This is a genomic window from Paenibacillus sp. FSL R7-269 (assembly GCF_000517865.1).
GTDB lineage: Bacteria > Bacillota > Bacilli > Paenibacillales > Paenibacillaceae > Paenibacillus_AQ.
Window position 1 is genome coordinate 121,931 of record NZ_ASPS01000002.1, and the last position, 24,861, is coordinate 146,791.

At 57.5% G+C, this 24,861-nt stretch carries 14 protein-coding genes; all 14 read right to left on the reverse strand.

The window, feature by feature from the left end:
• Positions 1-187: 187 nt before the first annotated feature.
• Positions 188-631: a GatB/YqeY domain-containing protein gene (locus tag C162_RS00920; RefSeq protein ID WP_036690304.1), complete on the reverse strand. Its 444-nt coding sequence runs from the start codon at positions 629-631 to the stop codon at positions 188-190.
• A 15-nt stretch (positions 632-646) separates the two neighbouring features.
• Positions 647-820 (reverse strand): 30S ribosomal protein S21, encoded by a 174-nt coding sequence (gene rpsU, locus C162_RS00925; protein ID WP_005547957.1) that lies wholly within the window; start codon positions 818-820, stop codon positions 647-649.
• 142 nt (positions 821-962) lie between these two features.
• The gene (locus C162_RS00930) at positions 963-1,322 is read right to left on the reverse strand and encodes a histidine triad nucleotide-binding protein (protein ID WP_036690358.1); all 360 of its coding nucleotides are present in this window, start codon (positions 1,320-1,322) and stop codon (positions 963-965) included.
• A gap of 835 nt (positions 1,323-2,157) precedes the next feature.
• On the reverse strand, positions 2,158-5,736 hold the full coding sequence (locus tag C162_RS00940; protein WP_036690308.1) for an AAA family ATPase: 3,579 nt from the start codon (positions 5,734-5,736) through the stop codon (positions 2,158-2,160).
• A gap of 1 nt (position 5,737) precedes the next feature.
• Entirely contained in the window at positions 5,738-6,919 is a 1,182-nt protein-coding gene (locus tag C162_RS00945) for an exonuclease SbcCD subunit D (protein WP_036690310.1), read from the reverse strand.
• Between the two features lie 509 nt (positions 6,920-7,428).
• A complete protein-coding gene (locus C162_RS00950) occupies positions 7,429-11,616 on the reverse strand; it encodes a UvrD-helicase domain-containing protein (RefSeq protein ID WP_036690312.1) in 4,188 nt (1,395 codons plus the stop codon).
• On the reverse strand, positions 11,613-15,173 hold the full coding sequence (gene addB / locus C162_RS00955) for a helicase-exonuclease AddAB subunit AddB (protein ID WP_036690313.1): 3,561 nt from the start codon (positions 15,171-15,173) through the stop codon (positions 11,613-11,615). The genes C162_RS00950 and addB overlap by 4 nt, the downstream gene beginning before the upstream one ends.
• Before the next feature lie 216 nt (positions 15,174-15,389).
• Complete coding sequence (locus C162_RS00960; RefSeq protein WP_036690315.1) at positions 15,390-17,369, reverse strand: alginate lyase family protein; 1,980 nt, start codon at positions 17,367-17,369, stop codon at positions 15,390-15,392.
• Positions 17,366-17,701 carry a cupin domain-containing protein gene (locus C162_RS00965; RefSeq protein ID WP_036690317.1) on the reverse strand — a complete coding sequence of 112 codons (336 nt, stop codon included), beginning with the start codon at positions 17,699-17,701 and terminating at the stop codon, positions 17,366-17,368. The genes C162_RS00960 and C162_RS00965 overlap by 4 nt, the downstream gene beginning before the upstream one ends.
• A gap of 72 nt (positions 17,702-17,773) precedes the next feature.
• Positions 17,774-19,192 carry an ABC transporter substrate-binding protein gene (locus C162_RS00970; protein WP_036690319.1) on the reverse strand — a complete coding sequence of 473 codons (1,419 nt, stop codon included), beginning with the start codon at positions 19,190-19,192 and terminating at the stop codon, positions 17,774-17,776.
• A 145-nt stretch (positions 19,193-19,337) separates the two neighbouring features.
• The gene (locus tag C162_RS00975; protein ID WP_036690321.1) at positions 19,338-20,945 is read right to left on the reverse strand and encodes a response regulator; all 1,608 of its coding nucleotides are present in this window, start codon (positions 20,943-20,945) and stop codon (positions 19,338-19,340) included.
• A gap of 9 nt (positions 20,946-20,954) precedes the next feature.
• Positions 20,955-22,709: a sensor histidine kinase gene (locus tag C162_RS00980; RefSeq protein ID WP_036690323.1), complete on the reverse strand. Its 1,755-nt coding sequence runs from the start codon at positions 22,707-22,709 to the stop codon at positions 20,955-20,957.
• A 64-nt stretch (positions 22,710-22,773) separates the two neighbouring features.
• Positions 22,774-23,643 carry a carbohydrate ABC transporter permease gene (locus C162_RS00985; RefSeq protein WP_036690325.1) on the reverse strand — a complete coding sequence of 290 codons (870 nt, stop codon included), beginning with the start codon at positions 23,641-23,643 and terminating at the stop codon, positions 22,774-22,776.
• Between the two features lie 21 nt (positions 23,644-23,664).
• Complete coding sequence (locus C162_RS00990) at positions 23,665-24,555, reverse strand: carbohydrate ABC transporter permease (protein WP_036690327.1); 891 nt, start codon at positions 24,553-24,555, stop codon at positions 23,665-23,667.
• Positions 24,556-24,861 lie beyond the last annotated feature (306 nt).

The following is a 24,861-nucleotide window of genomic DNA, read 5'->3' on the forward strand; positions in this document are numbered from 1 at the left end:
CAGGAGAATATGATGGTACGTAACTTATTCAAGCCTGCGCCCCCCTTTTGTACATGAACCATTGCATTCTCAACTTATCATTGTATGTACGCCTGCATATAATTCTTAGTATTCCATATACGCAGGTCTATCCAAAAAGATCCACATAATGAAAAACACCCCTAATGAAAGGGGTGCTAGCGTTATATTATTGCAGAAATTGCTGAACCGCCTGGTTCACGAGTTTGCCATCGGCGCGACCTTTGACCTTAGGCATCAGTGCGCTCATCACCTTACCCATTTCACTTTTCGAAGAAGCACCGGTTTCCTGGATGGTCTGTTGTACAATTACTTTAATTTCTTCTTCGGTAAGCTGCTCGGGAAGATATTTAATGATAATCTCGATTTCTGCCTTAGTACTCGCGGCAAGCTCATCGCGACCCGCTGCTTCAAATTCTTGGAGGGCATCTTTGCGCTGTTTGATCTCACGACTAAGGATATCAAGCACTTCGTTGTCGTCTAATGTTCTCTTCAAATCTATTTCAAGATACTTTATTGTAGAACGAACCATTCGAATGGTGGAGAGTGTGAACTTGTCCCTACTCTTCATCGCTTGCTTCATATCTTCGTTCAATCGTTCGCTAAGATTCATGCGTGGGTAATCCTCCTAAAACTTTCTCTTACGAGCAGCCTCAGACTTCTTCTTGCGCTTTACGCTTGGCTTCTCATAATGCTTGCGTTTCTTCACCTCAGCCAAGACACCATCCTTAGCAATGGAACGTTTAAAGCGACGAAGTGCAGCATCAATTGTCTCGTTTTTGCGAACTTTCGTTTCAGACACCAGTTTTCCCTCCCTCCGACCAGACCGTCCAAGAGCATAACAACACGGTTCATCACCTTTCATTATAGGTCAAACCTAAATAAGGTGTCAACCTTCGCGTTATTTTTTTTTCAGTCAGGCTGCATATAGTTAGATTGCTTACTTAGGCATGAGAATTGGAGTTCCCGGTCAAGGCACCAAGCTTGGCTCCGCCCAGCAGATGATAATGCAGATGCGGCACGGCCATCCCGCTGTCCGGACCGCAATTGTTAATTAGCCGGTAGCCGGAATCAGCAATTCCCAGCTCTGTTGCGAGCTGCTGTGCTACAGCGTGAATCTCGCCGATCAGCGGCAGATCCTCAGGCGTAACCTCGTTCATGGAAGCAATGTATTTCTTAGGGATAATCAGCACATGCACAGGGGCAGCAGGCTCAATATCGTGGAACGCCAGAATCCGCTCATTCTCGAACACCTTTTTGGACGGGATTGTACCTTCGATAATTTTGCTGAATACAGTTTCCATACCACGCTTCCTCCCAGAAAATTTGTAATGCAGAAGCTTGCATCCGGCACTATCCGCAGCACTGGCTGAGATAACAGACATGAACACAACTCTCTTCCGTGCAATAACCACCCGGTACTCCCAGGAGATCACCCAGAAGAGGATCAAGTATCGTTCTGTTCAGCTTGAGCTCTGCGGGACGCACACGCCTGAATGTCTTCGGGCTTCCGGCCTGATTGGCTTCACGACAAATTTCAATGTATGGCTCTAATCATACAGGATGTTGAGCAATTACGAAAGACGGAAGACTACATTCTGGTAAAACTAGATGATTGGGGCGGATTAGGTTGGGATTGTGAGGGAAAGTGGGGGAGCAGAGTGTTGGGGATGGAATCAGGATATCAGGCGGAGGAGGGTCAGGGGGCAGGGAGTGGAGGATCATGATAACAGAGTATAGGGTGGGCAGACTGTATTATAACAGGTCTGGCGGCACGTTGTGTTCGGTTCTTTGAATACATTTGCTCCGGGCATAACTTCATCAGCACAATTGGCTCGCTAACCCTCGCTGTAGCATAATGCAGTCGGATTTTCGCATACATTTTGTTCGATTGCCTTAATGGAGGGCGCTCCCTCTATTCGGTAATCCCGCTGCTACTTTTGAGTTTCACCAAAAAAAGACAAAAAAAAGGAAACACCCTTCACAGCTCATATGAGCTGCTTCGGCGGCGGACGTATGAGAAGGAGTAGATTCCCTGTCATACGTCCGCCGAGGTGTTTCAAATAATGTCGGCTTAGCTGTATTATAACAGGGGGTTGGAGGTGTATCTGTGATTCTCATCACAACCAACCCCGTCTTTCACATTTTTTCCAAAAGAATGGTTGAACCCCCACCGCCCTGCTCTGCGGGAACTACAATCAGCTTGCGCGGCAGGCGGGCCCGAAGCTCGGGAACATGGCTGATGATACCGACGGACAGCTGGTCATTATGCAGTCTCTCCAGTGAAGTGATGACGGTGTCGAGCAGATCCGGGTCCAGCGTGCCAAAGCCCTCATCCAGGAAAAAGAATTGCAGCGGATATTGTCCGCGCAGCTGAATCTGGGCTGACAGGGCAAGCGCCAGCGACAGGGAGGTCAGGAAGGTCTCTCCCCCGGATAACGTGGACACCGGACGTCTTACGCCGCCGTTCCCGTCATCCCGGATGACGAAGCCGCCGCCTGAATCCACCTCCAGCGCATAACGCTGCTTACTTAGGAACCTTAGACGCTGTGACGCAGCCTGGCATACCTGCATCAGCTGTTCTTCAGCAATATACTCCACAAAAGCATTGCCGCGCAGCACGGTCTGCAGCTTGGATAGACGCTCCTGCATCGCCGCATGTCCAGCCCGCTTGTCCTCCAGCTCTACCCAGCGGATATGGCGCTGCTGCAGATCCTCCAGATCCCGCTCTGCCCGTGCACGGGCCTGAAGCGAGGCTTCATCCTCCTCTTTGCACCTTAGCAGCGCGTCCTGGCTCTCCTGCCATTCTTCATTGCTGAGCACAGCTCCAGCCAGCTTCTCCTCAATGCTCCGCAGCTGCAGCAGGCACTCCGCCTCTTCTTCGCGGTAGGACTTCACACGTTCAGCGGCCTGTGCCCGTTCTCCAGTCTCCAGCGATGAGGCTTCCACCTCTGCGGCCGAAGCAAACGGCGAAGACTGCAGACTCTCCTCCCACTGGGCGGCGGCGGCGGTATAATGCTCCTGCGCCGATTCTGCCGCCTGGCGGGCTACCGCAGCTTCGCGGGTCTGCTGCTGCGCCTTATCCGCTGCCCGGCGGTGTTCCTGCCGGCTGCGTTCCAGCGCAGTCTGCAGCTCCAGCAGCCTGCGTTCACAGGCGGCCAGCAGCTCCCTGGCAGGCTGGCCGCCGGTCCCTTCGCGCAGGCGCTGCTCTTTATCGCGGGCAAGTGCCTCCTTGCCTTCAAGCTGCGCATCCCACTGCGCCAGCTCCTTATCCAATCCGGCCAGTTGCTCGTTCAGCGTCTGCACAGCGAGGTTTTTCTCGTCCAGGAACTTGACGCTGATCTCCAGCCGGCTGCGGATCTCCTCAGCGCGTTCATCCTTGCCGAGCATCTCCTGATACGTTCTCTCCGCTTCCTCCGGGGCAAGCTCCGGGAAGAGACGACTCCATTCCTCCCTTAGCTTGCCGGCTGAAGCAGCCAGCTCCTCTGCCTTGGCAGACAGCCCCTGCAGCCAGGTCTTCTCTGCTTCGGCACCTGCCGCCTCCTTGTGATACACCTGTTCCAGCTCCTGCAGGGAACGCTGCCAGTCTGAAGCCGCACGGCGCAGCTCTGCGGAGCGGCCTCGCAGCGCGGCCAGCTGCTCATTCAAGGCAGACAACCAGCTATCCAGCGCGGATAGAGCTTGTTCATCCGGAAGCTGCGCGAATGTCTGGGAGCCGGGAGACTCTGGGGTAATTAAGGAATCAGGTGCGGCGTGTGAATCAGAACTGTTCAGAGAGTTAGATGCTGCATCCGAACCGGAACTGCTTGAGAGCTTGGGTACGGGTGCGGCGTGGGAAGTAATGCTTGCCGTCTTGTCCGAAGCCGGCTCCGCCCCGGCCGCGCCAGCGGCTGACTGGTGCAGCGCCTCTTCGGACGCGGCTCCCGCTAGCCCAGCGAGCCACGAGCTATCTTGCTCCAGCAGGCTGCGCAGCAAATGGCGCGCCTCCAGCGCCTGCCGGGCCTGAACGCGGACATGGCGGAGCCTATTGTCCAGCTCCTCAGGGTCTCCCTGCTTCTGTTGAAGCGCAGGGGAGGGGTGATGCTCACTGCCGCATACCGGGCAGGGAACCCCTTCTTGGAGTTCACCGGCGAGCGCCTGCGAGAGCCGGTGAACCTCCTGCTCCTTCAGCGCAGCCTCCAGCGCGCTGATATGCCCCTCCAGGCGGCCGGCAGCGTCTCCCGCTGCCCCTTCGGCCGTCCGCAGCTCTTCCTGGTGCAGGGCGGCGGCGGCTAGCAGTTCCCCGCGCCCGGCATCCAGCGCCTGCCGCCGGGACCCGGCGGCGGACAGCCGCGCTTCCGCCGCCGCGAGCACCGCCGCGCGGCCCTGGCGTTCACGTTCTGCCGATTCCCGCTGGGCCTCGGCAGAACGCAGTCCCTGCAGTCTCTGCATGGCTTCCTGCAGAGACTGCCGCTCCTGGGAGCGGACCGCCAGCGGCTGCAGGCTCTGCTGCAGCTCGTACTGTTTCTTTTGGCCGCGGGCCAAAAGCTCACGCTCCCGGGCCAGGCTCTCCCGCCCGGCAGCCAGGCCCCGGGCGGCTTCCTCGCGGCGCGCCTGCAGCGCCGCCCGCTCGCTGTGCAGCGCGCCGAGCTCGGCTTCCAGCTCGAGCGCGCGCCGGTACCGGCCCTCCTCCTCGCGGAGGGCCGGCTCGCCTGCGGACAGCGCGGTCTGGGCCGCTGCTTCCGCTTCTGCCCCGGCCGCCGCCTCCTGCACGGCGGCGGCGGCCAAGGCCTCAAGGCCCCCGGCGCGTGCCGCCCGGGCCTTCCAGGCCTCCTCCGCGCTGCGCCAAGCCTTCAGCGCGGGCAATCTCCGCTCGGCCTCGTCCGCCTTGCCGAGCTTCTGCTCCAGGAGGAGGATCTGCTCCTCCTTGGCCAGCAGACCTTGCCGCTGCGACTCGCGGCGGGCCCGTTCCTCCTGCAGCTCGCGGATGCGGACGAAGCGCTCGGCGCGCTCCGCAGCCTCCGTGAGCCGCCCCCGGCAATCCGCCGCATGACGGATCGCCTCCTGCACACGGACGGCGGCCGCTTCCACATCTGCCTTGCCCGCGCTGCCCAGCCCCTGCTGCTCGGCTTCCAGAGCGCGCAGCGCCGCCTCGTTCTCCTTGACGCGGCGGCTCAGCTTCAGTGCCAGCCCATCGCCGTACTGTTCCAGATGGAACAGACGCTGGAGCATCTGCCTGCGGTCCACGCCACGCAGCGACAAGAACTCGGCGAATTTGCCCTGCGGCAGCACAACAGCCCGGGTGAAATCGTCCATCTTCAGCCCGATGTGCTCTTCGACACAGCGCGTAACCTCGGCCAGCTTGTCGGCCATCACAAGATCGCCGTCCGCCTTGACCTCGATGAAACGGCTGATTGTATTGCTGACCGACTGCTCCCCGGTGCGTTTGAATTTCCGTTCCACACGGTAGCGCCGCGCCCCGGAAGAGGAGTTCAGCTCGAAGGTGAAGGCCACACTGAGCTGGTCCTCGGAATGGTTCATAATTCCCTGGGTTCCGTTCACGGCGCGCTCCACTTTGCCGTACATCGCCAGTGTAATGGCGTCCAGCAGACTGGATTTACCGCTGCCCGTCGGACCAAAGATCCCGAACAGCCCCGTCTCGGTCAGGCTGGCAAAATCAATCTCCTGCTGCGCACGGTAACTCTGCAGCCCGGATAATTTCAACAATATCGGCTTCAAATCAGTTCTCCTCCCCTTCCGCAGCATCGTGCCGCTCTTCTTCCGCCAGCTCCAGGAACAGCGCAATCAGGCTGTCATCCGGCTCCGCGCCGCCGGTCTGGCGCTGATAGAACCTGCGGAACAGCTCCTGTACCGGCATGCGGGAACGGGACATTTCTTCCAGCTCCTGCTCCATCTGCGGGTAGATCGGGCGAATATGGACGATGCCCTCCCGTGCCTTGCGCAGCCGCTGGATATCGTTCATGGACATGGCCTCGGTCAGCCGCAGCTCCAGATCGATGAACGCCCCGGCGTCCCGGCCCTCATCCAGCCAGCCGTAGACCTCCTGCAATCCGCCCGCAGACTTCCAGTTGACCAGCGGCCGCCCGCAGCGGAGATAGATCTCCTCGAACACCGGCTCCCCACCCGGCGCGACATCAATCATGGCCACCGATTTGGCCTGACCTGCTTCAGAGAAGCTGTAAGCCAGCGGGGAGCCGCTGTAGCGGATCATCCCGTCGCCTTTGACCCGCTGGGCGCGGTGAAGATGCCCAAGTGCCGTATATTGCGCGCCGCAAGAGAGTGCCGAAGGATCAACGGTATACGCACCGCCGACCTGGATCGGCCGTTCGGAGTCACTCTCCACGCCACCCAGCACATAGATATGGCTCATCGCCAGATTGACGGTCTGCGGGGTGAACTCGCGCCCAAGCAGATTCATCAGCCGCCCGACCCGGGCACTGTAAGCCAGCCGCAGCTCAGCCTCTCCGCTATCCCCCGCAAGCAGCTCGCCGAGCCGGGCTTCAGAGGGGTAAGGGAGTGCAGCGATTTTGGCAATCTCGCCGGTTCTGAGCGCATGCACAGTGACCGGTTCCGAAGTCGGCATTCCGACGAGCGTAATCCCCTGCCTGCGGACAAGCGGGGACACGGAAGCTACGCGCTCAGGCTGGTCGTGATTGCCCGAGATAACCACCAGCGGACGGCCGCCTGCCGTCAGTCGGGCCGCCGCGTCATAGAACAGCTGCTCCGCTGCAGCCGGAGGATTCACCGAATCGTAGACATCCCCCGCCATCAGAATCAGATCTGTCCCGGAGGAATCGGCAATCTCCACCAGCTCATCCACGAACTGCTCCTGCTCCTTCTGCCGGCTTCGGCCCTCCAGCGTCCGCCCCAGATGCCAGTCTCCTGTATGCAATATGCGCATTTCCGCCCTCTTTTCCCCGCCTGTCTGCGGCAATCATATATAAAAAGCACTTAAGATTTGAACTCAAAGCTTGGCCGTCGCTTAGTTGAACATTTGGACTTCCGTCCGCTGTTGTCCTCTGATTTCATTGATCTTTCATTCTGTTCGAGGTTGAAGTAGGTTGACAGCGGCTGCACCTCATCATCGGCCATTTAATCCTGCACGAAATACAACCTTCCTGCGCCAAGAAGCCTTCTTATACTGGAATTGTTGCAAGAAAGACAACTTTCCCCCTGCTACAGGCCGATGTACAGAGCTATTCTTGTATTTCATACAGCAATCCGATCCAACACGGCAGCAATGTCTACACTCAAGCTGTAATAAGTACAACATTCCGCAACATTCTAAGGGACAAAAACAGTCAGTTCATTCGCTCAGCCAACGCTCGCCAGACCGCAAGCCTATAATTTGTCTTAGCTACCGTTCAGCACTCTATATCCGCCGCTGTTACCGCAACCCTTCTCCACCGCTCACAATCTCACAGCATGTCCGCCTTCGAAAAAGTACAGCCATATCTCGCTGACCGGCTCGCCCAGAATATCCAGCAGCGCCTTGCTGTACAGCTCGAGCTGGAAACGGTATTTGTCTGACAGCTGTGCAAGCCCGTCCCCGTGCGGAGGGATATGATCTGTTTTGTAATCCAGCAGAATCAGCCGTCCCTTTTCCCGGAACAGGCAGTCGATCACCCCTTGAATCATTACTGTCTCCGCAAAATCACCGCCGCCGCGTTCATCCGCAAGTCCGGCAGCCGCTTCATCCAGATAGTCAAGCCCCCGGTAGGCTTCACCGGCTGGCATCGTGTAGCTGAAGGGCTGCTCTCTGGTCTTCCATACAGAGTGGAAGAGTCTGTGGCCCAGCTCACTCCGGCAGAACTGCCCAACTTCCTCCAGCACCACCGCATCCGCCTGTTCCCTGCTAAGGATAGCAAGCCTTACAAGACGCTCAAGCGTAGCCTCCAGCACTGACCGGTCTAACGGCTCATCCAGGGGAATATGCTGCATCACCGTATGGTAAGCCGTTCCGCGCTCGGCAGGGGTAAGTCCCCGCTGCTCCATGAATTTCGGCCGCTGAAGATGCAGGCTGTCCCTATACCCGCGCTCTTTCCGTTCGTCCGGTCCACCCGGAAGCCTCCGCTCCTCCAGTTGGTCGTAAGAAGGCTGCTCCTGCATCGATAATAATCCCTTGAGCTCGGTGACCGAGGTCTTAGCAGGGATGCTTGAGGCTGCCGTGTACCGGTAAGTCCAGCCCAGTCTCTCCGCAATCTGTGCAGTAGCCGGGGTCTCAGGTGTTGACACCGCGCTGCCCCTGTGGAGCGCCTCCAGAATGACCCGACGTTGTTCGTTCTTGTCCTGATCGCCGTCCCCGGCAAGGAAAGCGCCCGGGCTAAGCTCCGCTGCTCCAGTCACCGTAATACTCCAGTTCGACTCATCGCCATGCAGCACCGTGGATACTGGCCCCTCGCTGCCTGCCAGCTTGCGCAGAATAGCAGCGGCAGGGTGGCGGATCAGCGCCGGTCCCACCCAATCCAGATAACTGCGGCCCCGGGCCAGCAGGTGATCCGCCAACAGCAGCTCTTCGCGGCCCTGCATCGCTGCCCAGCCCGAAACCGTGCGCGGCAGATCCCTGACCGTGCCGACCAGAATCATTTTGTCACGCGGACGGGTCAGTCCGACATAGAGCACGCGCATCTCCTCAGCGAGCAGCTCCAGCCGCGAACGGCGGTTAATCGCCAGATAGGGCAGTGTCGGGTAGCTGACCCGGGTCTCCCGCTCCACGAAGCGCGGCCCGAAGCCAAGCTCCTTGTGCATCAGGAACGGAGAATGCAGGTCCTGACGGTTGAACATTTTGGCCATGCCTGCCAGGAAAACAACAGGGAACTCCAGACCCTTAGACTTGTGGATCGTCATAATTCTGACGCCCCCGGCCTCCTCGCTGCTTCCTCCGGCAACCCCCAGATCGCCGCCGTTCTCTCTCAGCCGTGAGATGAACACCAGGAAGCGGAACAGTCCTCTGGCCGAGGTCTCGTTCTCGAATTGAACAGCCCGGTCATACAGCGCCTTCAGATTGTTCTGGCGCTGAAAGCCTCCGGGAAGCCCACCGACCCACTCCAGATACCCGCTCTCACGGTAGATCCTCCAGATCAGCTCGCTTAAGCTTCCTTGCCGGGCAGCATTTCTCCAGTTCTCCAGCCTATCCCTGAAGGACTTAAGCTTACGCTGCAGCGTAATAGGAATATCACGCAGCGCCGCCGAAGCATCGGTTCCGTCAGTTATACCTTCCTGTACACCCTCATTTGCTGACGATGGCGTAAGCTCTGACGCAGCGGCTGTCTCTCCGGCTGTGTCACCGGTACCGGCATCCTGCCCCGCAAGCAGCGCGGCATCCCAGAACAGATCCGGCGGATTGTCCCGCAGTGCCTCTCCTGCTTCAGAAGCCGCAACCAGCGCATCGTAGAACGTCCCTCTGCTGCACAGCCGCACCTTCGCCAGCTCCTCCTCCCGGAGATTCACCACCGGTGAGCGCAGCACTCCGGCTAGGGGAATGTCCTGACGGGGATTATCGACAATCTGCAGCAGGGAGAGGGCAATCTCCACCTCCGTAGCCTGGAAATACCCCTTGTTCTGGTCACCGTACGCCGGAATCCCTTCAGCCCGCAGCTCCTCAATCATCAGCGGCGTCCATACCCGGGCCGAACGCAGCAGAATGACAATGTCGCCGTATACTACGGGACGCATGATCCGCAGTGCTTTATCATAGATCAGCAGCGGCTCACCGCCGGTCATTCCCGTCATCTGCGAGATACGCCGGGCAATAGCCCGGGCTTCCAGCTGTGCAGTCTCACTCTCAGCAGCCTCCAGCTCCAGAAGGGGCAGCTCATCGCCCTCTGCTGCTTCGTCCGCCGGCCCTGGGGCAGAGCCTCCCTTATCAATCAGCAGCAGCTCCGGCGCAAAATAAGTATCCGGGCCTTTCTCCGCAGCTCCCGGGAAGTTCGCTCCGTACACCAGCTCTGCCCTCTCATCATAGCTGATCTCCGCGACATTGCTGTCCATGATCTGCCGGAAGACCATATTCACCGCATTCACCACTTCCAGCCTGCTGCGGAAATTGCGGGCCAGATCGATGACCAGGCCATCTTCCCGTTCCTCCTGTCCCGGATCAGTCCCAGCCGCCCGGCCCTCTGCCTCACCGTCATGCAGATTGTTGCCTGCACTGTCTCCGTAAGACAGCCCATTACTGAACCTGCGGTATTTGTCCAGGAACAGGCCCGGCTCCGCCAGGCGGAACCGGTAAATACTCTGCTTCATATCCCCGACCATGAAGCGGTTGCCGGGGGCTTCCCGGGAGATCAGCCGGACAATCTCCTCCTGTACACTGTTGGTGTCCTGATATTCATCCAGCAGCACTTCGTCGAACTGGCTGCGGTACTCCATCGCCGCATCCGACGGGAGAGAACGCCCGGGCTGCGAGTCCTTATGGCGCAGAATCTGCAGGCAGTAATGCTCCAGATCACTGAAGTCCACCAGCCCCCGGCCTGCCTTCTCCAGCCGGTAGCGCTCGCCGAACGCAATTACGGTCTCCGCCAGCTCCTGCATCAGCGGAGCCGCCGTATGAAGTTCCCCCAGGAAGGATTCCGCCGGACGGCCGAACAGGGATTTTTGCAGCTCGAGCAGGCTCTTCTTCACCTGATCCCGGATCGCCTTCACGCTCTCCTGAAGCAGCGGATCAGTGGCATCCTTCTTGCAGGGCTTCAGCTTCCCGAAGGAGATCTCCATGAAGATATCATACAATCCGGCCCAGGGCTGCGAGTCCACCGCGTCCAGCAGGCCCTGCGCCATCTCCAGATCGGCAGCAAGATTCTCCGCATAAGGCGCCGGACCTCCGGGCTGAAGCGCGATCTCACGCCCCTGCTCCAGCTGGCTGACCGCGCCCTTCAGCGTAAGCCGGGCTTCGGCAAGAATGCTCTGCACCCAAGGCGTATGGCTCAGAGCCTCAGCATCCGGCAGCGCAAAGTCTGCTGCGGTATCCCGCAGCCACTGCGCAGGCCAGGGATGGCTGCGCGCAAAATCATGCAGCCGCTGGATCAGCGAATGCACTGCATCATCGCTTCGTTCACCGCTGAACCAGTCTGCGAGCTGCACAAACAGGGTATCTTCCCCGTCCTCGGCAACCTCGCCGTATTTCTCCTCCAGCAGCTCTTCCAGCAGCTCCTGGCGCATCATCTCCGCCTCATGCTCATTCAGGATACGGAAGCCGGGATCAATCGGAATCATCTGGTAATACCGGCGGATTACTTCAAGGCAGAAGGAATGCAGCGTGGTAATGGAGGCTCTGCCCAGGAGAGCAAGCTGGCGGCGCAGATATTCGTTCCCGCCCTCACTGTCCTCCGCAAGCTTACGCTCCAGCGCTTCCCGGATACGCTGGCGCATCTCGGAGGCGGCAGCCTTGGTGAAGGTTGCCACCAGCAGCCGGTCCACGCTGAAGCCAGCTTCCTCATTGCTGATCTTGCGGATAATCCGCTCGACGAGAACCGCAGTTTTGCCGGAACCGGCTGCCGCCGCCACGAGAATATCGCTGCCGCTCTCGGCAATGGCGCGCCATTGGTCGTCACTCCACAGACTGCCTTCCGGCTTCGTCTCGGGTATAGGTCTTGTGCTCACAGCTTCTCTCCTCCTTTGCGGGACAGCAGATCCCAGATCACTTCTTTGCCCGGCTTACTTAGAATGTTATAGCTATTGCCTTCCACCGTCTCATCGAACTGGCAGACGGGACGGAAGGAGCAGAAGGTGCAAGCCGTTTCCTGCTGGATGCGGTAAGGCTGTATTGCCACATCCCCCTCCGTAATGCTGGTACCGATCTCCGAGATCGTGCTGCGCACCGAGGACCGCAGCTGCCCCCACTGCTCTGGGGTAGCTACAGATGCGCTGCTGTAGAAGCTGCCGTCGCTCTTCAGCGCTACCGGAACAATAGAGGAATACCCTTTGTCGAGTGTGGTATCCATCAGCGAGACCACCTCACGGTCGGCGGTCAGCAAGCCCTTCATCTTGAAGCGCTTCATCAGCTCCTGCTCCGCCTGCTCCCGGTTCATTCCGTTGGCTGAGGTCAGGAGCGGATCATGAACGTGGAAATAGAGCGCCCCGGCAGGCAGAGCTTCCTGGCCAAGCCATTGCTCGGAATAAGTCAGCAGCACATCAAGGTACGTTAACATCTGCAGCGACAATCCATAGTAGACCTCATGCAGCTTGAGGTCCTTCTGGCTTGATTTGTAGTCGATAACCCGCAGCAGAATCCCCTGCTCCCCTTCAGCCTTATCCACCCGGTCAATCCGCCCGACCACCTCCATGACACAGCCGTTCGGCAGTGTAATTCTCAGCGGAGGCAGCTCCTGTCCCGGGCCGAAATCCAGCTCCAGCCCGACCGGCTCGAAGCTCCCGCGCCGCGAATGCTCCCCGAGGATGACCGAAGCGCGGCCGACAATATTCTTCAGCTTGCGAGAAATATAGCCGTAGCGCTTGCTGCTCATCAGAATCTCTCCCTGTAACAGCGGAGACAGCTTGTCTACGGTTTTCCCCGCTTCCGTGCGGCATTCCTCCGCAGTCATGCTGCCCCAGCTGCGGCCTTGCTCCTGCAGCCGCTTCGCCATCTCACTGAGGGCCGCATGAAAGAGTTGCCCGATATCCGGGGCTTGGAGCTTGTAGAGCTGGCGCTCCTTCAGCCTCAGCCCGTAGGAGGCGAAATGGGAGAAGGAGCAAGCGACAAACCGTTCCATCCGTGACACGCTGCCGCGCAGCGTGGAACCGCCATACAGGCGCAGGCTTGTCTCCTTCTTCAGCCGTATGCCTTCATTGCGGTAGAACAGCGAGCTGAGCAACCGCTCCAGCTTCAGCTTCATGGACAGATCCGCATGGCGGTATTCCGCTGCCTGTTCACCCGCAGGCTTGTCTGCGCCCTGCTCCGCTGCAAACCAGTTATAGACCTCCCACCACATGCCGGGTATCTCTGCTCCTTGACGCCACTGGCGGAGCTGAAGCAGCAGCATGCGGAGCGTCTGCTCAGGATGGCCGATGAAGTCCATATGGACAGCGTCGTCGTCATTGCCGCTCTGCGGGAAGCCGGAGAGGAATTGTTCATCCAACATATGCGGGAACATTCCCTGCAGCTGGCGGATGACCTCCGAAGGCAGCAGCGCCTTGCCCTCATCGTCAGCCACAGCATAGCTGATCCACAGCTTCCTGCTGGCCGTCGTAAGCGCATTGTAGATCAGGAAGCGCTCATCCAGCAGCTTCCGGGATGAGCCCGGCGCAAGCTCCATACCAGACTTCTCCAGCAGGAGGCGCTCCCCCTCGGAAAGAATTCCGTCTTCCTTGAACTGCGCCGGAACCACTCCTTCGTTGAAACCGAGCAGGAAGGCGTACTTCACCCCCGACACCCGGGTACGGTCCATCGTACCTACCAGCACCTGGTCAAGTGCGGGCGGCACGAGCCCCATCTTAAGCTCTGCCAGACCGGTCTCCAGCACCCCGGCGAACAGGCTGAATTCTATCCGTTCTTTGCCCATCATCTCAGCAATCTGGTCCAGCAGACCCAGAACAGCGCCCCAGAGCTGGCTATGCTCCCGTGCGGCCTCCGGACGGCCTTGCTTCAGAGACTCCGCTCCCATCCCTTCAAGCTTGCGTGCCGCTTCCGTATCCTCCAGCAGCAGATATACCGCCCGGCATAGCTCCAGGCCGCTGCGGCTGGCTTTGATTCTCTTCTCAAACGCCTGCAGCGGTCCTGTAATCGCACTCCGGCAGGCTTCCATTCTGGATAGCATGGCTTCATCTACAGCCTCACTTCCCTCCAGCGACAGGCGGGGAATCCCCTTCCAGGATCGCCCGTCCGTCCAGCGGTAGCCGTGAATGCCGCAGGCCAGCACGTAATTCTCCAGCTCATCCATATGAGTGCGGGTAATGCTTCCGTCCAGCGGCAGCAGCAGCTCTGTCTTCACGCAGCGGAACACATCTTCATAACGCCAGCGGCGGCGGACGACATCCAGGGCGGAGCGGATGAATTCCACCAGCGGATGATGCAGCTCACTGAGCTTCTGGTCCAGGAAGAACGGAACGCCGAAGTCCTGAAATAACGGAGCAATCAGCGGCTCATAATCGGCCATATTGCGCATGAATACTGCCATTTCCCCGTATTTGGCTCCCGATTCTCTGGCCAGGGCCTGCATCTCCCGCAGCACGCCCTCCACCTCGGTGCGGCGTGAAGCCGCAGCCCGGATGCTGATGGCTTCCTTCACCTGTTCAGCCGGTCCTGCCCAGGGATGCCGGCGCTGTAATCCGCGCTCCAGATGGGCGAGTACGGGAGCGTCCTTGAACCTTGGGAGGACGGGCGGAGCCAGCAGCTCATCCCATACGGTAAGTCCCATCTCCTCCGCTATTCCCCGCAGCTTAATATAAGTAACCACCGCCGGATGGAACAGATCCAGCTCATGCGGGGCAACGCCCGCCGGATAGATCCGGTCCACTGTGAGCGCAATAGTCATTGTGTCCGCGTACTGCATCAGCTCACGTAAGACGACAAATTCCTGGTTGCTGAAGCCGTGGAAGCCGTCCACCCAGATCTCGGCGCCGCGGATATAGGCAGAGTCCGCAATATGCTCAGCCAGTTCGGCCAGTCTATCCTCTTCATCTATATAGAGCTGTGACATCTCCTGGTCCAGCTCGCTGAAGACGAGATGCAGATCATCCAGCTTCCCGGCCAGAATAGGGCTGCCCAGCGTGGCATCCCGCATTCTGCCGATCTGCTCCTCCAGGTCTCCGGCTCCAAGACAGCAGCGCTTAAGCTCCGTGTGCAGACTGCTTAGCCGCTCTACAAATCCCGGCCGGTCCGAGGAAGCGCCGAACAGCTTCAGCTCCTCCTTGCGTTTGCTGATAATCTTGTAGATCAGCATCTTCTTGCCTTCTTCACTGATGGGCAGACTCGCGCTGCCGCCGGTCTCCTGCTTCACCCGGTAGGCAAGCCGCGAGAAGCTGAGCGTCTGGGCGCGCAGACTTCCCTTCACGCCGCCCGCCGCCAGCAGTCCCCGTTCCGCTCCGAACGATCCCTGTTCGGGAACAAGTATAATGATCGGGGCTCCCAGCGGCTCTGCCTTCAGCCTGGAGGATACCCGCTCCCATATTGTAGTCGTCTTGCCGCTGCCCGAGCGGCCGATGATGAAGTTAACCGTCATTTCAGCAGACTCCTTCCGTTGAACCCTGGCACTCTATGACACCAGAATCTATGAAACTTCTCGTCTCAATAGTATAGCATACCTCCACCACACGCTCCAGAACGTACGTTTGCCATTGTTTGCAAAATAAAAGACTCTCCCGGAGCCGCGCAAACGGCGGACGGAAAAGTCTGCATAAACTCATGTAAATTAGTTTCAAGGCTAACAACTAGACCCTTATTCCTTCCGCTCCGTCCAGCCCAGGGTGTCCGTACCGATTACGATCGTGCCGATCGCATCACCGTATACATAGGACAGCTCGACCCGCCGCCGCTCCGCATCCACCACGCAGGTGCTCACGTGCAGCGGACCGCTGCCGTCCGCCGCATCTTCGGGCAGACACAGCGTCAGAATTCCAGCCTTGCCGGCCCAGGCCGCCCGGCCCTCTACTACCGGAATCTCCGATTTGGAGCCGTAGACCTCCGATACCCAGCCCTGCTCCTTACTAACCGTGAACTGTTCATCCATCAGGCCGCTGGTCATCCAGCTCATATTCAGCTTCACTGTAGAGCCGGGATAGACCACGGTTACTGTAGGCTGTGCGGCTGCGACTTCGGGTTCTCTGGCTCCGGTCATTGCTTCTCCAGCCGCTCCGGCTTCGGAAGACAGCTCCAGCACCGCCTCCGGGTGCAGATGGAACCGCTGCTCCAGCTCATGTTCGCCATCCGCCTCCAGCCAGTCGGCAATCAGCAGCAGCGGCACCTCCACGCCCAGCAGCACCCAGCGCCGGTGCATGACCGGACCGGGAAGACGGATGTATCCGTCATGCGCGGCATCAATGAAATGGTAACGGCTGTTGCTCTCCCAGCGGAAGGTGCTGGCCTTAGCAACAGGCTCGCCCCATTGCTGGGTGGAGATATACGGCGTCTGATCCAACCCGCCTACGGTGATGGTGTTGTGCGCGCGGGTACTTTTGAAATAACGGCGCCACTCCCCTTCCTCGTAGGTGTACCGGCCGGTATCCGTGAAGAGCAATTGCCCTTTCCACATCCACTCCAGATTCAGCGCATCCGCATGACCGTGCGCTCCGCCCATCTCTGCGGCATCGAAGAACAGATACTGCTGCGGGTCCCGCATCACATAATATCCGGTCTGCACAAAAGCCACGCTGTTCACCGAAGGCGCAGACTCCGCCTGAAGCTGCACACACCGCTCATATGCCTCGGCTCCCAGCAGCCAGAGGCATTCTGCATTACCTGTGCCGCGTCCAATCAGCGCATCATCCTTCAGAATGGCACCCAGCAGTGTCAGCCGCTGCCGGCCGCTGCTGATCCAGTCGGAATCGCCGATCCCGGTGGACTGGTCATCCGGGCGGACCAGCGCTTCGGTGAACGCGGCCATCTTGCGGAGCTGTCCGCCGTACCAGGCAGAGAACGGGTGGCCGGACAAAGCGCCCAGCAGATAAGGCGTCCCGAACATCTCGATGGCCGCATCATGATAATGGGTGGTCAGCTCAATCTGAATCCCTTCCGGTCCGACCTGATGCAAAAGGCACAGCTCCAGGCGCTCCCCGGCCAGCTGCCGCCAATACGGTGCGCACGGATGCCCGTGATGGAAGACAGCAATCATGTATAGGCCCTGCATATGCATAATCGCATGATTGATCTCCGTGCTGCCGAGGTAACGGGTCAGGAATTCAGCATGTTCCGCAAGCCCCTCCAGCAGTTCGCTGCGGAAACATCCGTCCAGCAGCGGGCTGTCCTCCATATATTTATACGCAGAGATCCAGGACTGCACGCGCAGGCCGGTCTCCAGCAGACGCCATGGACCCGGCTTCTGGAAGAATACCGCCTCCTCATATGACGGGATCACAGGAACCGGGTTCTGCCCGCGCCAGCTGCGGAAATGCTGCATAAAGGCCGTAACGTATTCCGGCTTGCCATTCATCAGATAGGCCTTGCCCAGATCCAGCATATGCCAGTGGCGGTTGATGCCCCAGGTGAATTCGGGGTCGTTCGTAGGATTATGCAGCCAGTCCGCCACCGGCTTGCCCAGCGGAATCCAGCGGCTCAGATCGCCGGTATAAGGAATAATGAATTCATTGTCCACAGCATGTTCGGCAATCTGGACCGAGTTCTGCGCCTCGATGGGGAAATGGCGGGCATAATAAGCGGCAGCACTGCGCAGCTCAGGTGTACTCAGATAATAATCCTTCATTCCTGCTTCTCCAAGAAATCCTCACGGAACGGATTGAACACATCCAGAATCACGGAATCCTCCAGCGCCTTCACACCATGCGGAACATTATAGCCGGCATAGAAGCTGTCGCCCGCCTTCAGAATACGCTTCTCCTCCCCGACCTTGACCTCAAAGCTGCCCTTCACAATATAGCTGATCTGCTCATGCGCATCATGGGAATGAACCTCCCCGATGCCGCCTGCAGCGAAGGTAACCTCCACCATCATCATCGAGCCTCCCTTTGCAAGCAGGGTGCGGGACGAACTCTCATTCAGAACCGTCTTTGCGGCTTCGCTATTCTCTATAATCATTTCGGATCTGCCCCTCTCTATTGATAAAAAAAGCGGCCGAACCATCATGTATCGGCCGCCACCTGTAAGCTCTTATTCTTCGGTGGATAATTTCCCCTGCAGCTTCGATGCGTCAAAGCTTGGATCGGCTACAATATCCGTTGCGCCGGAGGCTCTTGCTTTCTCTAATGAAGCATTATACCGGGTATCCAGGTCTTTGATAATACTGTCCACATCGCCGCCGGTGAAGACGAATGCCGAGAACGCATCGCTCCATTTGCTGCCTTCCAGTGAACCTTCTGTAATGGTAAGCGGGTTCGCCGGGTAAATCGCGTCATAGCGCTTCGGCAGGAAGCCTTCAATGCCGGGAATGCTTGGTTTTTTGCCGGAGCTGATAACCGTAGGGATCAGCGAGATGCCGTAGCCTTTTTCATAATATTCGCTCTGCAGGCTGTCGCTGTACACATACTCCATGAACTTCCACGCTGCTTCCTTGTGCGTGCTGTCCGCACTGATGCCGATGTAGGAGCCGCCGATGATCTGCGATGCGCCCTTTATCGTTCCGTCCGTAGTCGGTACAGCAACGGCAGCCCAATTAGCGGTGGTCGGGAACTGGTCTTTGTAGACGCCGGGCTCTGCGGAGTGGTTAATGTACATGCCTATTTTGCCTTGGGCGAACTGCGCACGCAGCGGATCGATATCCAGGCTCTCTACGCCCGGCAGCATACTGCCGTCTTCGTTCATCTGACGCAGGGCCAGCGCAATATCCTTGTACATGCTGAAGTCGAATTGGCCGGTCTTGTAATTGTAGCCGTCAATACCGGTATTGTTGCTCGCGCCTGCTACAGTATTGGATGCACGCCAGAAGCCGCTTGAGCTCTTGAACGGGCTGGCGAAGCCGTATACGCCGTCCTTTTTGCCGGTTTCGGTAATCTTTTTGGCGGCAGCAACCATCTCGTCCAGTGTTTTCGGCGGATTCTCAATGCCGGCTTGCTTGAAGATATCTTTATTATAGATCAGTCTCCAGATCTGTCCGGTATTGGGCAGGGTATAGGTCTTGCCGTCAACGGTGTTCTTGTTCTCCAGCAGGCTGTCCTTGAAGGTCTCCTTCATCTCGCTGCTCATATAGTCATTGATCGGGGCCATGTAGCCTTTTTTGTAATAGGTCTGGAAGTCGTTGATCTGAAGCACATCAGGAGCCTGCTTACTCGCAAAAGCGATATCTACCGCCTGCGGATAGTTATCCCCCATCACAGTCATTTCCACTTCGATGTTATCCTTGTTCGTCTTGTTGAACTCATCAACCTTTGATTTCATGAAGTCGGCGTCGTGACGGTCGGGTGTCCAGTAGATAATTTTGGTTTTGCCGCCGCTTGCTGCTCCGTTGTCTCCCTTGGTGTCCGCCGGTTTGCTGTTACTTGCCGCGGGCTCCTTATTGCTGTCGGCAGCGCAGCCGGCCAGACTCAGTGCCAGCACTGTACTCATTGTTGCAACAACCCATTTTTTATCCATCGTTATGCCCCCTTGTGCTTGTCCTGACAGCCTGTAATCGGCTATCTGTTAACGTAATCATAATGGTTCCGCTTTCAGTGGGGTGAGGGACATTCTAACTTTATAAGGGGGAAAAAATGCTTGTCCCTGTTCCTTCAGCTCCTGCTTATTTCAGGTATTTCTGCCGGAACGCTGTGGGCGTAAGTCCGCAGTATTTTTTGAACAGGCCGCTAAAATAAGGGCGGTCCTCATAGCCGAGCATCAAGGAAATCTCCTGTACCTGCGCCCCGGCAATCAGCAGCTCCTTCGCCCGCTCCATCCGCAGCTTGGTAATATACTGAATCAGTGTCATGCCGGTCTCCTTCTTGAAGGCGCCTGCGAAATAGCTCGGGCTCAGATGGACAGCCTGCGCGCAGCTGTTCAGGGTCAGATTCTCCTCCAGATGCAGCCGGATATACTCTCTGGACCGGTTAATGGACTGTGTTACATCGCGGAACTGCTTGCTATCGACGAATTCACAGCCCATGCTGGCGAAGTGATTGATATAGCTTTTCCAGCCGCCAAAGGTTAAAGAACGGTTCTCCTCCAGCGCCGTCAGGTCAGCCTCCAGCTGTATGCGCTCCTCCTCCGTGATTTCATCACAGAACGCGCGGTACATGGCAAAGGTCAACCCGGACAACAGCCGGACCATCGACAGCGGGTCAGGATATCTGCCGGAGAGGGTCCATTGCCGGAAGATATCACCGATGATCTCATGGCAGCCTTCCTCATTGCCGGATTTGAGCGCGTACAACAGCTCCTTCACCTTCTCCTCAGGATAGTCCGGGGCTGCGCGGTTCTCCGGGTCAAGCTCCGTGAAGCGGAAGATACAATTCCCCTCACTGTAAAAGCGGTAGGCCAGCGCTTTGGCCGCATGCACAAAGGAGGCCCGGATCTCACGCGGTCCCCGTGCCGCTGTGCCAAGGCCGATCGAAACGGTATTCTTGCTGTATTTCTCCACATTCTCACGGCACAGCTCCAGCAGCGCTGCCGTATCCATGGCGTCCGGCGGATTAAAGATCGCAGCCAGCCGCTGTCTGCTCTCGCGCAGTACAACGCCGCGCGTGTGCATTTTCAGCGTCTCGTCCAGGATGTTCTTGATCGCAAAGGGAATGATTTCACTGTCATCCAGATGCAGGGTGTACCCGTATTCGGTATAACAGTCCAGCTCAATAGCCATCACCAGCAGATTGCCGGCATCCAGGTCGATGCCCAGCTCCTGCCAGCGGCTGTCACTCAGGCTGATATGGGTCTCCTGGCGCAGCAGAGCGGTAAGATAATCCTGGCGCAGCTGCGAATGGCTGGCTACCATCTTCTGCTCCATTTGCTGTATCTGCTCTGCTCTCGTCCGCTCTTCTTGAATAGTCTGCTTCACCTTCAGCACAGCGTCCACAATCTCCGGCTGGGTGAACGGCTTCAGCAAATAGTTGGAGGCACCCAGCTTAATCGCCTCTTGCGCATAACTGAAATCCGAATACCCGCTGATGAATATAAATTTGGCCCGCAGCTTCGCTTCGGCAGCCCGTTTCATGAGCTCAAGACCGCTGAGCTTCGGCATACGGATATCGCTGATAACGATGTCGGGGTCCTTCTCCAGCAGCAGCTCCCAGCCCTGCTCGCCATTGCCGGCGGTCCCCGCTACCTCGATTCCATGATCCGCCCACGGGATCGTTGAAGCAATTCCTTTGACGACAGTCTGAATATCATCCATTACGCACAGGGTCAATGGGTTCATGGCAGCCTCCTAGAGGATCGGTATCGTGACGGTTACAGTTGTAGCAATATCGGGAATGCTGCTGAAGGCAATCGATGCGGATTCACCGTAATGCAGGCTGAGCCTGCTTCGCAGGTTGGACAAGGCATACCCCCTGCGCTCTGCTTCGGTGCCATTTACCGCATTCGCAAGCGCAGCGGCATCCATGCCGCAGCCGTTGTCCGTGACCCGCAGGATCAGGAATCCGGCAGAGCGGTAGATGCGGATCTCAATCCTGCCTAGCTCCGCTTTGTCGCGGAAGCCGTGCAGGATTGAATTTTCCACCAGCGGCTGAAGCAGAATCTTCAACATCCGGACGGACAGATAGGCATCATCCTCCACCTCAATCGTATAGGTGAACAGATTCTCATAGCACTTCTGCTGGAGCTGCAAATACTGCCGGACATGCTGGACCTCCTGCTGGAGGGTCGTAATATCGTTCCCGTTGTTCAGCCCCAGGCGGAACAGGAGCGACAAGGCCACAATCATCTCGCTGACATCGCTTTTCTCGCCATTCTCGCTTTTCCAGAAGATCGTATTCAGCGTATTGTATAAGAAATGAGGGTCCACCTGCGCCTGTAACGCCTTGACCTCCGACTTGCGCTTCTCCTGCTCCGAGGTCCGTACCTCCTGAATCAGAACCTGAATCTGGTCCAGCATCCGGTTGAACTTATGGCCGACGGCGCTCACCTCATCCTCATACCGGCTCTGAAACCGCACATCCAGGTCGTTATATTCCACCTCCACCATCAGACGCTGCAGCTTGTTGAGCGGCTTCAGCAGTGCAGAGGCGAGCAGGTTGGACAAGGCCAGCGCCACCAGGGTACAGATCAGCATAATCCAGAAGATCAGCCAACGGATCTGGTTCAGCGGTTTCAGCAGGTCTGCTTTGGACTGAATACTGACCATGACCCAGTCCTCATTCATCGACAACGTGCTGTAATTGACGAGCAGCTCCTCGCCTTTGGCATTGATATAGTTGAAATCGCCTGCCGTCCCTTGGTTGAAACGGCTGACGAAATTGTGCTCCGTATTGAACGCGTAGGTCTGCGTCTCCGGCCGGATGACCATCGATCCATCTTTTTGCAGCAAAAAGAGCTGAACCTGATTATTCATCAGATCCTGCTCCAGGATAGACCTCATCGCCTCCTCCTTCATGTTCACAACCATATAGACGTTCGGGAAATTATGATTGTCAATCACCGTAGGCTTCAGCAGCAGCGAGAGCACCCGGCCCTTCGACTGAAACAGCTCGCTCTGATGGGCCCCCAGCCACAGGGTATTCCAGCCCGGCCGCTCCAGATAGCTGCCATACTTCTCCATAAAGTTGGTCTTCCTGTCGGGGAAATCCTTAGTGGAGTAAAAATCGCCAATCGGCGTACTGAGATAGGTCGCATCGATCAACGGCTCCACCAGCTTAAGCTGGTCAAAAGAAGTCTGCAGCAGCGACAGATTCTGATAATAATGAGAGGTATTATTGTTGCTGACATCCTTCATCGCCTGGCCGAAGCTCTCACCCAGCATAAGGGAATAGGAAGAGACAACGATATGCCGGAGGTGCTCGTCCATCACCTGAACGGATTTGTTCAGAATACCTTGCTTCAGCTCAAGTGCACTGCCCTGAATGCTGCGCTCCGCAAAGAGATACGAGCCGACCCCGGTTACACTGATGCAGAGAATGGCGAGGAAGATGTACAGCACCTGAATTCTTTTCTTCAAAGACTGCTTGTAGAAACCGAGTTTCATCCGTGAACCACTCCTTGCAACCCATTGTAACAACAGTGCGGGCGGAACACTACTCTTTCCGGGACTAACCTTTGACTGCGCCGAGCGTCACCTGCATGAAGGATTTGTTGGCGAACACATAGACCACCAGCAGCGGCAAAATGGACAGGCACGCGCCGGCCATCATCAGCTGTACCTCTGACGCCGCTCCGATTCCGTAGCGCAGATTCGCCAGCCCAACTGGAAGCGTCTGAAGCTTAGGATTGCTCATCGTGAAGACCAGCGGCAGAATATATTCATTCCATGACCCCTGGAACGCCCCCAGCCCGGCAACCGCCAGCGCAGGCCGCAGCATCGGCAGGATGATACGCAGGTAGACAGAGTAGAAGTTGCAGCCATCGATCATCGCCGCTTCGTCCAGGTCGCGCGGAATGCTCTGGAAGAAGCCGATTAAGATGAAATAACAGGTGGCATGGGCGCTGATCAGGATAATAATGACGCCCCAGAGCGTCTTGTTCAGGCCGAGCATCACCATCAGGTCAAATTGCGGACGCAGCACCACGGCGCCGATGGAGATGAACAGCGTTGAGGCCATGAGCAGGGAGTACGCTTTTTTGCCGATAAAAGAAACCCGGTTTACCGCATAGGCGGACATTGAAGCCACCAGCAAAGTGCCGACAGTGGTGACCACGCTTACAAATATACTGTTCAGCGTATAGCGGGAGAAGTTGGCGTTCTTCCACGCTTCCAGATAGTTCGAGAAATGCCAGCTTGACGGCCAAATGGTTGCACTGCCGGTCAGCTCCTGATTCGTCTTGAACGAGCCCAGCACGACCATGATGATCGGGAACAAGGCCAGCAGGGCGGCCGCAATCAGAAAGATCCAGAGCACAGCCTTGCCGAGTGAGCGGGTCAGCAGCGGGGAAATGTCGGAACGGGTATGAGTGTTATTCATTCTGCTCTCCTCCTGTCGGTTCTAGTACACATCGTTTAATTTCTTGGAGATCCGGAAGTAGACCAGCGTCACACCGCCCACAATGACCGCAGTGGTGAAGCCGACTGCGCTGCCGTAGCCGAGCTGCTGGATGGACTGTGCTTCCGCCGATACCGGGAATAGGAGCTTGAACAGGTACAGGTACATGACTTCTGTTTTGCCATACGGCCCGCCTTCGGTAAGCACCATGATGCTCTCATAGCCCTTCAGCGAGATGGTAATCGCCAGCATGATAATCATCTGCATCACCGGTCCCAGCAGCGGGATGGTCACATTCTTCAGCTTCTGGAATTCATTCGCCCCATCCAGCGAGGCCGCTTCATATAGATCATTCGGAATGCCTTGGAGTCCTGCGAGGAACAGCAGCATATAGTTACCAACCGCACCCCAGATAGCAATAATGATAGTGGTCATCATCGCATGGTCGGCGCTGAGCCAGCCAATCGGCTCGCTGATGATGTGGAAGCGGATTAGCAGCTGATTCAAGATGCCGTTATAAGAGTTGAAAATGATGAAGAAGACAATCGCCATAACCGAGGCGCTGAAGATGGTAGGCAGATAATAAATCGCCCGCAGGAAGGAACGCCCCTTCATTTTGCGGTTCAGGATAATCGCCAGCAGCAGCGACATCGGAATCGTCACCACGAGCTTACCGAGTGCATAGATCCCGGTATTGCTGACAGAGGACCAGAACTGATGGTCGCGCAGCACCCGCCCGAAGTTATCGAGGCCGATAAATACAGGCGTCCCAAACCCTTGATAGTCATAGAACATATAACGCAAGGCCCATAGCAGAGGATAAATGCCGAACACCAGGGTCAGGAACAAGCTGGGAAATACAAAGACGTAGGCATGTATTTTTTTCTGTTTCATATAACGGCCCCCCTTAGAATCTGTACCTTGATTATAGAGGGAACGTCCCAGCGGCCGGGATAGGCAAATCAACTATTGAAAGGGGAGGATGTTACTGAGCTGGGGCAGGGGCGGATGGTGCGGCGATGGTCAATGGGATGGGCGGCAAGAGATAGGTGCGGCGTAGGCGGGAATCGGCGGTGTCACGGTTGGCACGGCAGGGGCGAGACTGGGCAGGGTGACACGGGTGGCACGGCGGGCGCGGGAATGGACGAGTGGCGGTGGCGGGACCGGGGCGGGTGGCGAGGGCGGGCGCGGGACTCGGGC